The sequence below is a fragment of the Siminovitchia terrae genome (assembly GCF_003605405.2).
GTDB classification, from domain to species: domain Bacteria; phylum Bacillota; class Bacilli; order Bacillales; family Bacillaceae_C; genus Siminovitchia; species Siminovitchia terrae.
Map to the genome: position 1 here is coordinate 1 of NZ_QYTW02000051.1, position 10,896 is coordinate 10,896.

11 protein-coding genes are annotated in these 10,896 nt (G+C 42.5%); all 11 read right to left on the reverse strand.

Features of this window, described 5'->3' with window-relative positions:
- Positions 1 to 101: 101 nt before the first annotated feature.
- The 11 genes from D5F11_RS25420 to D5F11_RS25470 all read right to left on the reverse strand — a co-directional run bounded on the left by D5F11_RS25420 (position 102) and on the right by D5F11_RS25470 (position 10,828).
- A complete protein-coding gene (locus D5F11_RS25420; RefSeq protein WP_120119538.1) occupies positions 102 to 1,094 on the reverse strand; it encodes an ABC transporter ATP-binding protein in 993 nt (330 codons plus the stop codon).
- 15 nt (positions 1,095 to 1,109) lie between these two features.
- Positions 1,110 to 2,105, reverse strand: a complete 996-nt coding sequence (locus D5F11_RS25425) for an ABC transporter ATP-binding protein (protein WP_120119537.1) — start codon at positions 2,103 to 2,105, stop codon at positions 1,110 to 1,112.
- A 17-nt stretch (positions 2,106 to 2,122) separates the two neighbouring features.
- Entirely contained in the window at positions 2,123 to 3,055 is a 933-nt protein-coding gene (locus D5F11_RS25430; protein WP_120119536.1) for an ABC transporter permease, read from the reverse strand.
- On the reverse strand, positions 3,055 to 3,984 hold the full coding sequence (locus tag D5F11_RS25435; RefSeq protein WP_120119535.1) for an ABC transporter permease: 930 nt from the start codon (positions 3,982 to 3,984) through the stop codon (positions 3,055 to 3,057). The genes D5F11_RS25430 and D5F11_RS25435 overlap by 1 nt, the downstream gene beginning before the upstream one ends.
- A 137-nt stretch (positions 3,985 to 4,121) precedes the next feature.
- Positions 4,122 to 5,795 (reverse strand): peptide ABC transporter substrate-binding protein, encoded by a 1,674-nt coding sequence (locus D5F11_RS25440; RefSeq protein WP_120119534.1) that lies wholly within the window; start codon positions 5,793 to 5,795, stop codon positions 4,122 to 4,124.
- A gap of 214 nt (positions 5,796 to 6,009) precedes the next feature.
- Positions 6,010 to 6,966, reverse strand: coding sequence for an ABC transporter permease (locus D5F11_RS25445; RefSeq protein WP_120119533.1), 957 nt, complete (start codon positions 6,964 to 6,966; stop codon positions 6,010 to 6,012).
- Positions 6,959 to 7,882 carry an ABC transporter ATP-binding protein gene (locus tag D5F11_RS25450; protein ID WP_120119540.1) on the reverse strand — a complete coding sequence of 308 codons (924 nt, stop codon included), beginning with the start codon at positions 7,880 to 7,882 and terminating at the stop codon, positions 6,959 to 6,961. The genes D5F11_RS25445 and D5F11_RS25450 overlap by 8 nt, the downstream gene beginning before the upstream one ends.
- 5 nt (positions 7,883 to 7,887) lie before the next feature.
- The gene (locus D5F11_RS25455) at positions 7,888 to 8,598 is read right to left on the reverse strand and encodes an ABC transporter ATP-binding protein (protein WP_120119532.1); all 711 of its coding nucleotides are present in this window, start codon (positions 8,596 to 8,598) and stop codon (positions 7,888 to 7,890) included.
- Positions 8,588 to 8,968 (reverse strand): GntR family transcriptional regulator, encoded by a 381-nt coding sequence (locus tag D5F11_RS25460; RefSeq protein WP_120119531.1) that lies wholly within the window; start codon positions 8,966 to 8,968, stop codon positions 8,588 to 8,590. Before D5F11_RS25460 ends, D5F11_RS25455 begins: the two co-directional genes overlap by 11 nt.
- Before the next feature lie 6 nt (positions 8,969 to 8,974).
- Entirely contained in the window at positions 8,975 to 9,760 is a 786-nt protein-coding gene (locus D5F11_RS25465; protein ID WP_120119530.1) for a hypothetical protein, read from the reverse strand.
- 477 nt (positions 9,761 to 10,237) lie between these two features.
- Positions 10,238 to 10,828 (reverse strand): DNA-3-methyladenine glycosylase, encoded by a 591-nt coding sequence (locus D5F11_RS25470; RefSeq protein WP_120119539.1) that lies wholly within the window; start codon positions 10,826 to 10,828, stop codon positions 10,238 to 10,240.
- Positions 10,829 to 10,896: the final 68 nt, after the last annotated feature.

Below are 10,896 nucleotides of genomic sequence, written 5' to 3' on the forward strand. Positions count from 1 at the left end.
CTTTATAAGAGAGTTGGAGCCTTTATAAGAGAGTTGGAGCCTTTATAAGAGAGTTGGAGCGCGCCATCGCCCAAAAAGGGCTTAGCGCGCTCCCCCCTGCATTATTGATACAAGTGACACGCTGTAAAGTGACCAGGCTTCACTTCCTGCCACTCAGGCACAGCTTTAGCACACACATCCATGACTGCCGGACAGCGCGTACGGAATACGCAACCACTTGGCGGATCAATAGGGCTTGGCACATCCCCTTTGAGAATAATCCGCTCACGTCTTAATTCAGGGTCGGGTATCGGAACCGATGACAACAATGCCTTCGTGTATGGATGCAACGGATCGGCATACAATTCCTCACTCTCTGCCAGCTCGACCATTTTTCCCAGATACATGACAAGTATCCGGTCGGATATATATTTGATCATGGACAAATCATGCGCAATAAACAAGTAGGTCAAGCCCATTTTGCGTTGCAAGTCCTTCAGCAGATTCACAACCTGTGCCTGGATTGAAACATCCAATGCCGAAATGGGCTCGTCACACACGATGAATTTCGGGTCCAAGGCTAGTGCACGGGCAATCCCGATCCGTTGGCGCTGCCCACCACTAAATTCGTGTGGGAAACGACTTATATGATCGGCATTCAATCCAACAAGCCGGAGCAGTTCTTTGATACGATCCTTTTTCTTTTTACCGCCCAATGTATGGTGAATCGCAAACGGTTCCCCAATTATTTCTTCTACGGTCATCCTTGGATTCAACGACGCGTAGGGGTCTTGAAATATCATCTGGATTTCTCTTCGCAGCTTGGACATTTCTCTTTCATTATTAGAAAAGATATTTTTACCGTTAAATAAAACTTCACCTGACGTTGGCTCATTCAATCTAAGGATTGTTCGACCTGCAGTTGATTTCCCACACCCGCTTTCACCGACAAGGCCTACTGTTTCCCCTGGATAGATATTAAGGTTCAGTCCATCAACCGCTTTCAGTTTTTTATCTTCCACTGCAAAATATTTTTTCAAATTCTTCACTTGAATCAATGGTGAAGAAGAGCTTCCTTTGTCAAAAGAGTGTTTTTCTTTTAGTTCCGGCGTCATCTGCTTCCTCCTTTGTCACACACTTGCTCTCTGTTGAGCCATAGGATGATGAAGCCAACAAGCTGCCAATTGGTTCGGTTTGACTTCCTCAAGATCCGGGTCGTTATCCTTACAAACACGCATGGCATATTGGCATCTGGCATAAAACGGGCAGCCTTTAGGCGGATCGATCAAATCAGGCGGTGTCCCTATAATTGGTGACAGCGGCTGTTTTTTATCCATGTCCAATCTCGGAATGGAGTTTAACAGTCCTATTGTGTATGGGTGTTGCGGATTAGCAAAGAGTTCCTTCACTGTTCCTGTTTCAACTACCTGCCCCGCATACATGACAACCACGCGATCAGCAACCTCCGCTACAACCCCCAGGTCATGCGTGATTAAAATAATAGAAGTTCCCGTTTCCTTCTGAATTTTTTTCATCAATTCCAATATTTGCGCCTGGATGGTCACATCAAGTGCTGTCGTAGGTTCGTCCGCAATCAACAGACGCGGATTACATGCAAGCGCCATCGCAATCATGGCCCTTTGGCGCATCCCCCCGGAAAATTCATGGGGATATTGATTAACCCGCTTATCCGGCTGTGGGATTCCTACAAGCTTCAGCATATCAATCGCTTTCTCAACAGCAGCCTTTTTGCTCATGTCATTATGTTTGAGTATGGCCTCCATAATTTGGCTTCCGATCTTGCTCGTTGGATTCAAGGATGTCATCGGATCCTGAAAAATCATGCTGATCTGATTTCCTCGAATACGCTGCATTTCTTTCTCAGGTACGTCAAGCAAATTCTTCCCTTGAAATGCAATCGTTCCCTGCTTATATTTTACTGGTGGCGAAGGGAGCAGCTTCATGATGGATTTGGCCGTAACACTTTTTCCCGAACCTGATTCTCCAACGATGGCAACTGTCTCTCCTTCTCCAACATTGAAATTGACACCCCGGACAGCTTTTACTTCCCCGGCGTAAGTGTGAAAGGATACATGCAAGTCTTTTACTTCTAGTACGTTCTTCATACCGATCCCCACCTCTCTCATTCTCGCAACCTGGGATCGAGTGCATCCCTGAGTCCGTCTCCAAATACGTTAAAGGCCAGCATTGTCAAGGATATTAAAATAGCTGGGATGAAAAGCTGGTAGAAATGTCCCACATGAATACTCCCTAACGAATCATTGACGAGTGTTCCCCAGCTCGCCTGCGGCGCTTGGACACCTAATCCAAGGAAGCTTAAAGTCGCCTCTGCAAAAATTGCTGTTGGAACACTGAGAGTGATGTTTACGAGGATAGGCCCTAATGTATTCGGAATCATGTGCTTTCTTAATATCCAGCCCATTTTTCCTCCCATTGCGTTGGATGCCTGAACAAACTCCTGCTCCTTCAATTGTAAAACTTGGCCCCTCACAAGCCTCGCCATTTGAATCCATCCAGTGATCGACAAAGCGATGATGATCGGCCAAATCCCTTTCTCCATTACGATCATGACTAAAATCACAACAAGAAGATAAGGGATTGAATAAAGAATTTCAGCGATCCTCATCATCGCATTATCGACTCGACCGCCTTTGATAGCTGAAATACCTCCATACGTCACACCGATGATAAAATCAATCAGCGCGGCCATCACTCCAATAAAAAGTGATATTCTTGCGCCATACCAGCTGCGAGTGAACAAATCCCTTCCCGCTGAATCCGTTCCGAACCAATGCTCAGCATTGGGCCTCAAGTTCTTTTTTGTAAAATCCTGTTCATAATACGAGTATCCGTTCAAATGCGGTCCGATGATTGCCATAATCACCAAAATTATAATGACAATCAATCCGAGCATCGCCAGTTTGTTTTCAAGCAGCCGGCGCCATACATCAGCCCAATAGGAAATGGAGGGTCTTGCAATTTTTTCAGCTTCTTTATAATTATCTTCCGCGGGCAAAAACATCTCTTCTGTCAATTTCAGTTCCTGCTTACTCATTAGCTGCTCTCCCTTGCAATCTTGATTCTCGGATCAATCCATGTATAGGCTATATCCACAATAAAGATCAACCCGATAAGAATGATGCTGTAAAAGATGGTAGACCCTAAAATGACAGGATAATCACGGCTGAAGATACTTTTTACAAACATTTCCCCCATGCCTGGAATCCCAAAAATATGCTCAATGATAAAACTTCCGGTTACCAGATTAGCAGTCAGGATCCCCAAAACCGTCACGACCGGCAGAATAGCATTACGGATTGCATGTTTAATGATGACGACACTCCCTGACAAACCTTTTGCTTTGGCAGTCAGAATATAGTCCTGGCTCATCACCTCAAGCATGCTGGACCTCATTAAACGGGCAATATAGGCCATCGGCATCATAGCGAGTGCGATGGAAGGAAGTATAGTATGTGCCCAGGACTTCCATGTAGCAACGGGTAGCAGTTGCCATTCAACTGCAACATAATAGATTAGGAAAGTAGCTAGGACAAAATTCGGGACCGACAAACCTATGATGGCAAGTACCATCGAGAGGTAGTCAGGCCATCGATTCCTGTTAAGAGCAGCAATGACTCCGAGGATTAAACCAAATGTAATCGCTATTAATATTGCTTGGAGCCCCAGATGAAGAGAGACGGGGAATCCTTTTCTAATATAATCATTGACTGTGATAGATTTTGATTTCAACGATGGGCCGAAATCAAATTGGAGCACTGATTTTAAATAGTTACCATATTGGACGATTTCAGGCTTGTCCAAATTATAATGACGCTGCAAATTATTATATACAGCCGGAGGCATATTCCCTTCCTTTGCGAATGGATTCCCCGGAATTATTTTCATAATGATAAAGGTAAGTGTAATGATGACCCACACAGTGACAATTGCCCAGAACAACCGTTTCAATGTATATTTCCACATCGTGTACACCTCTTTCAAAGAGCTTTTCTTTTTGAACCCTCTTCACTCTTCATCAGAATGCGAGGGTTAAAGACCGATATTCCGCATATACCAAACCGGGTATGCCAAGAATGACATACCCCTTTAAAATGGTTTGTTTAATTTTCAATATCAGCATAAATGAACTGCGGATAACGGTTGGTCGGTGTAAAGACCCCTTTTACATGTGGTTTGAGTGTAAAAGGCATTGTGTAGAAATAAACAGGAATAACAGGCATCTCACTGATTAAAATTTCTTCCGCTTTATGCATGGCTTCCATGCGTTCTTTTGGGTCCATGGAAGTTCTTGCTATCTTCAGATTTTTGTCGTATTCAGAGTTGCTCCAATTCGGATCATTATGGGAACCTCCCGTTACCCATAAACCGAGGAATGTCATAGGATCTACGTAATCCCCAACCCAACCGCCACGGGAAATGTCATAATCTCCTGCTTTTTCACGGTCAAGTTTCACTTGGAATTCTACATTTTCCAATGTTACTTCGATATCTAAGTTTTTGCGCCACATTTCCTGCGCAGCTTCGGCAATCTTCTTATGTCCTTCGTTCGTATTATAAGTTAGTGTAAATTTCGGCATTTGATCCATGCCTTCCTCAGCAAGTCCTTCTTTTAAAAGCTTTTTGGCTTCTTCTACATCTTCCTTAAATAAAGCTCCGGAGTTTTCCTGGTAATCTCCTTCAACATCAGGAATTCCTGGCGGGACCACACCATACGCCGGCGGCTGTCCACCTTGTGCAACATGCTCAACAATTGCTTTACGATCTATCGCCATAGATAATGCTTTTCTTACTTTAATATTGTTAAACGGTTTCACTTCAGTATTTAAATTATAGTAATAGACTGATAGATCTCGTGCAATTTCCAATTCTGGATCATTTGAGCTGGCAAGCTCCCCTTGAACATCCTGCGGCACCGGATAGACTAAATCGAGTTCATCTGCCTGATACATTTGCCAAGCTGTATCTTCATTATCGATCATGACAAAGTTGACTTCGTCAAGATGAATTTTATCCTTGTCGTAATAGTTTTCATTCTTTTCCAGTTTTATGCTATCTTTATGTTCCCATTCGGTAAGTTTGAAAGCTCCATTAGAAACATAGCCATCTGCTTCCAAAGCCCAATCCGGATTTTCTTCCTGAACCTTCTTATTCACCGGATAATAAGTATAGAATGAGGTTAAGTCCAGAAAATAAAGTGTCGGCTCAGCCAATGTGACCTCTAAAGTCTTTTCATCTTTTGCTTTGACCCCCACTTTTTCTTCCAACTCAGCATACTCATCCTTATTCTCCGAGCTATTGTACTCTTCTCCACCAGCAAGATAATATAGCTGATAGGCATATTCGGAAGCGGTTTCAGGATTAAGTGCATACTTCCAGGCATATTCAAAATCTTCGGCTGTAACCGGATCACCGTTCGACCATTTTACATCATCTTCCAGATGGAATGTCCACGTAAGGCCGTCATCGCTGACCTCCCAATCTTTTGCCATTCCTGCAACAATTTCCCCTTCCGGGGTTTTCTTTGTCAACCCTTCAAAAACATGTTCCAACACCCAGGAATCATGAGTTCCCTCTGCCGTACCTGGGTGCAGAGACCCCGGCTCTTCTGAGTTATTCAGGTGCAACACTTTCTTTTCATCGGACTTCTCTTCTTCACCAGATTTTTCACTATCCGAAGAATCCGGCTTTGATTCAGTTTCGCCGCTAAAACAGCCGCCTAGCAGCAACATGAATGCGGTTACAAAACTCAATAAAGTAAAACGCTTCTTCCTCATATTAATTCCCCCTTTTCGAGTATTTTGGGCAACGAAGAAGCAAACAATTGCCCTCTACTATTCTATGATAGCGGGTCACAATTCATTTGCTTTTTTCGTTACAACTTTAATATACCAAAAAGGGGGTGAAATTTTCAAATATTATTATATTAACAAATTATTTTTATAGTATGACAGTAATAGGCTCTAAGTCTTATTTTACGCCCTTTATACACTAAGATGCGATATCACGCTTTGTAAAGAATGAAAATGCCAGGATGTGAAAGAAGGAAAAATAGATTAATAAAATTATAATGGAAAACTTCATTGTCATACTTTCGACCAATGGCATCCCATCGACATATTGCATCAAATTTGTATTTGCGAACAAACTGTATTTTGCCCATTCAAATTTGGATGCTAATAAATTTGTTATCGTTCCACCTGTAAAAAGTAGAAAAACGGATAGGCCTATTGCAAGCGCGCTGTTCCTGAACACAGCTGAGATCATAAACGCCATGGCAGCAAGCAAAAAGATGCTTAAAGAGTTGAACGCATAGGATTTGATCAAATATAAAAATAGGCTTTGTTCCTCGACTCGGCCGCCTACATATGCTAGGTGGACATTTCCAGAAGCTTCGCCTGTTCCGAATAGTACAGCTCCGACAAGTCCCGAAAAAACAAACAAAACAGTGAGCATTAGAAGTAGGAAAAGATTGACGGCAATATATTTAGAAAGCAGGATCTTCCACCGCTTATATGGCTTTACAAGCAATACTTTAATCGTTCCCCATGAAAATTCGTTGGCCACAATTCCTGCAGCAATGATCAATACAAACAATCCTGCAAAAGAAATCAGTCCTGTCGAATCATTGATAAAGGTCCAAACAGTGCTTTCAGAAGCTGGAGGCAAGTCATTTTTAATCCGATATTCATTTATGGCGGTCTCCGTATCATAGAATTCTTTCAAGGATGGAGGCATGACTTTTACACCTTCTGCTTCCTGTTTCATCGATTCGTTTTCCGCAATCAATTCCTGCTTCCAGTCCTTTCCGGACGCCTTTTCTTTTCCTTCGAGATATTTGGTCATGCCAGCATTGACAAATACAATCAGAATCAGGAACCCAATCATGATAAAGGTGCTTTTTTGCCTAAAAATCTTCTCCCATTCATTTTGCACCAAATTAAACATTCACTGCCACCTCCGGATTATTCGTTAACTCCAAAAACTTGTCCTCAAGCGATTTTTTAAGAGGTCGTATTTCAAAAACGAGTACGTCATGTTCCAGCAACAGGCGCAATGTATCCGGAACCTCACTTGTTTCCAAAAAGATTTGAACGCCTTTATCATGCTTTACAGCTTGAATACCGTTTCTTGACAATACTTTTATTGCCTTATTTCGGTTATCAACATCACAAAAATAAGTCTTTTTGTCTGATTCCGTCTCGTCGCTTAGAACATTTTGAACATTGATCAGCCTTCCTTTTTGAATAATGGCTATTCGATCGCACATCATTTCCATTTCGGACAGCAAATGGCTGGATACGATAATAGCCAAATTCTTTTTTTCGGCCAATTTTCTTAAATAGTCCCTGATCTCCCTGATGCCAGCAGGATCAAGACCATTGGTCGGCTCATCCAGAATGAGAATATTCGGATCATGGAGTAGGCTTTGAGCAATTCCTAATCTTTGCCTCATCCCCAAAGAATAGGTTCTGACTTTGTCGTGGATCCGCTCTGTCAAGCCGACGAGCTTGACAACTTCATCTATTTTCTCCTTGTTGATGCCTTTGTTAGCACGTGCGGCTTGCTTAAGGTTTTGATAGCCGGACAAAAATTTATACATCTCAGGATTTTCAACGATGGCTCCTACATGGCTGATAGCGTTCTCGTATTCTTTTCTGACGCTTCTGCCGCAAATTTTAATTTCTCCAGACGTCATTCCGATCAGGCCGACAATCATTCTAATCGTTGTCGTTTTACCTGCCCCATTCGGTCCTAAAAAACCGAACACCTCACCAGCGTTAACATTGAAGGTCAAGTCATCGATAATTTTTCTTCCCTTAATCGTTTTCGTCACATTTTCCAGTTCAACGACAGATGTCATCGCCATTACACTCCCTTTCTCTTGTTTTCCATTGTTGATTTAAACCATTCTAAAACAGATAATCCTTGTTCTTCCCGAAGAGTTTCCACATTTTCATGGCCGATGATATCCCCGTTATAAATGGCAACAACTTCATCCATGATCGGCTCAATCTCGTCAATTTCGTGGGTAGCAATAATGACTGTCTGCTCTTCAAAATTAATGTAAGTTAGCAGACTTTTCACAATTGAATCTCTCACCATCGGGTCCAGGCCCGAAAATGGTTCATCAAGCAGGACGACAGGAACATCTCTCGCCAATGTCAGAACAAGCTTCAATCTTCCCCTGTTCCCTTTAGACAACTGTTTGATTTTTTTGTCCGTTGAAAGCTCCATTTCCTGAAGTAGCTGAAAGGCCTTCTCCCTATCAAAGTCTGGAAATTGGGAGTTGTAGAAATCAATCATTTTTCCTGTGGTGAAAGAATCGTAGAACATATCCAGTTCAGTCAAATAGGCAACTTTTTTACTGATTCTTCGTGTCACCTTTTCCTGTAAAACCGAAACGGTTCCGCTGTTTGGGTAGACCAAACCTGTAATCAATTTCAAGGTGGTGGACTTTCCGCTCCCGTTCGGGCCGAGCAGCCCGTAAATTTTTCCGGGTTCAAAATGCAATGTGACACTATTCAACGCTTTTTCCGCACCGTATTTTTTCGTTACGTCATTCAATTTAATTGTCACTTTGTCCACCCTCTTCCAAATAATTTTTCAATCCGTTCAGCATCTGCTGCTTTGAAAATCCCAGCTCCTCCATACTTCTTACAAATTGTTCGATTACTTCTGCCTGCATGGATTCCTTCAATTCATCCACAACGCTCTCCCTCTCTATGATAAATGTCCCCTGTCCGCGCTTCGTCTCCACAATTCCCATCCTTTCCATTTCGGCATATGCCCTTTGAATCGTATTTGGGTTAACACCTGACTGTACAGCCATTTCCCGTACGGAAGGCAGTTTTTCTCCGGATTTTATTTCACCGCGAATGATCCTTTGAGAAATCTTTTCAGTGATCTGTATATAAATGGGTTTGGATGCTTCAAAATCCTTGGCCATGTTTTTTTACACCTCCACTTTTCTGTCAAGCAGCCAACTGGCGAAAAGAAAAAAGATGATGGACAAAATGATGTACAAACCGATCGTAACGATTGGAATATTGGCATCGGTATACAGGATGTTCCAGCCATCCTCCATCTTGTAATTCATTTTTGGTGCGATATTTACATTTACACCAAATGAGAACAACTCATTTTTAAACAGCTTGGTTTTAGTAAAGAGAACTTCCAGCACATTGTAGGCAAACCAAACTAGAATGACCCCGAGCCAGCGGAAGTTTCTGATTGCCGGATACTTTCCAAGCGAATGATACACTGTCCATAGAAATATGACCCAGATAGAGATATACATCGACGTTCCAAAGATCCCTAACTGCATCAGAAACCCTTGCTTGAAAGGCAAAAAGTTGCTGAAGCTGTCGATTAATCCGTTATCGAGCAAAACTTTCATTATAAAAAAGGCATACAGAGAAATGAAGGTTTGCGCAATCAACTGAATGATGGCTGCCGAACTAATTTTTGAAAGCAACAATTTAAAGCTGCTTTGCGGGTTATAAAGCCATAGTTGTGTTTTCCCTTCAATATTCAAAACGGTAAGGAGCGATAGTGGCGCCAAAAATACATGAAAGCCGGCCATCGTCACAAGAAATGGAACTGTAATGCTTGGCTCTGATGTATACACTGAGAGCGCATAAACCCCGATCATTCCGATAAACATGAATGTGAGCCAGACAAAATACCAAAATTTCATTAGACTTAGATCTTTTTTCAGCAATCCGATAAATGCACGCATGATATTAACCTCCGTTGCTTTGTATTAGTGTATTAATTAGATAGTACACTAATACAAACATACATGTCAAACCCTTTTTTTGAAAAAGCCTGTGTGGAGGGGAATATTTGTAAGTAGGGATTTTTTGTGTACTTTTGGGGAGCACCGCGAGTTTGGCAATCTTTTCAGGAGGCTAGTTACAGTGTTTCGGATGTCACCGCGGGTTTTTGGGTTCGCGAATCTTTACAGCGTATTCGTTACCGAATTTGATACATCACCGTGATTTTGGCATCTTTACAACGCATTAGTTAACGAATTTGGAACGTCTCTACGAGTTCGGGTACCTTTATACGCATTCGTTACCATTTCAGGCAACGCAACAGGGGTGGACAGCTAATTAGTGAAATTTTTTAGCGCCTAGCTGCGTTTTGCGTCTCCTCACTTTCTAATCCAAGGCATTTTTTCATAAAAAAAAACCTCCAAAAAATGAAGGTTCTTTTATCTCGATACATATGGACTTCCCTTAATCCAAAAACGCCACGGGTAATGCCGCGCCTCACCCGTATTCTGAATTCCAATTCTTGTTCCCTGCTCAATCTCTTCCGGAGGATTTCCTTCACTAATGAACAGAGGCGGCTCAAAAAATTTCCGACCATAATCCTCCATTGTAATTCCCATGGCCTTTGTCAGTTTTCCTGGACCATTCGTCAAATTTCTCCTTTGATCGACTGGACGTCTCTGTGTCATCAAGTCGATGCCTTCAAAGGGTTCCAACGCACGGATCAGAACAGCTTCTGGCTCATTAATTCCTGCACTAACCACATTGATCAGGCAATGCGTGTGCATCGTGTAAGTGTATACGAGACCTGCCTGGCCAAACATGATTTCCGTGCGCTTTGTCCTTCTATTTCCGAAGCTATGTGCGGCACGGTCATGTGGTCCTTTGTATGCTTCCGTTTCCACTATAAAACCTGCGGCTAGCCCCTCCTCCGTCTCTTTTACAAGAAGGCACCCTAAGAGCGACCGGGCCAATTCAAGAGTCGGCTGTTGAAAGAAATCTTTAGTGAGAGGCTCTAATGAATCATTCATGACAACCACACCTGTTTCTATCAAATGCGCCTTGGCGTATTTGCGCCCAGATTTTATCGAGCTCCGCT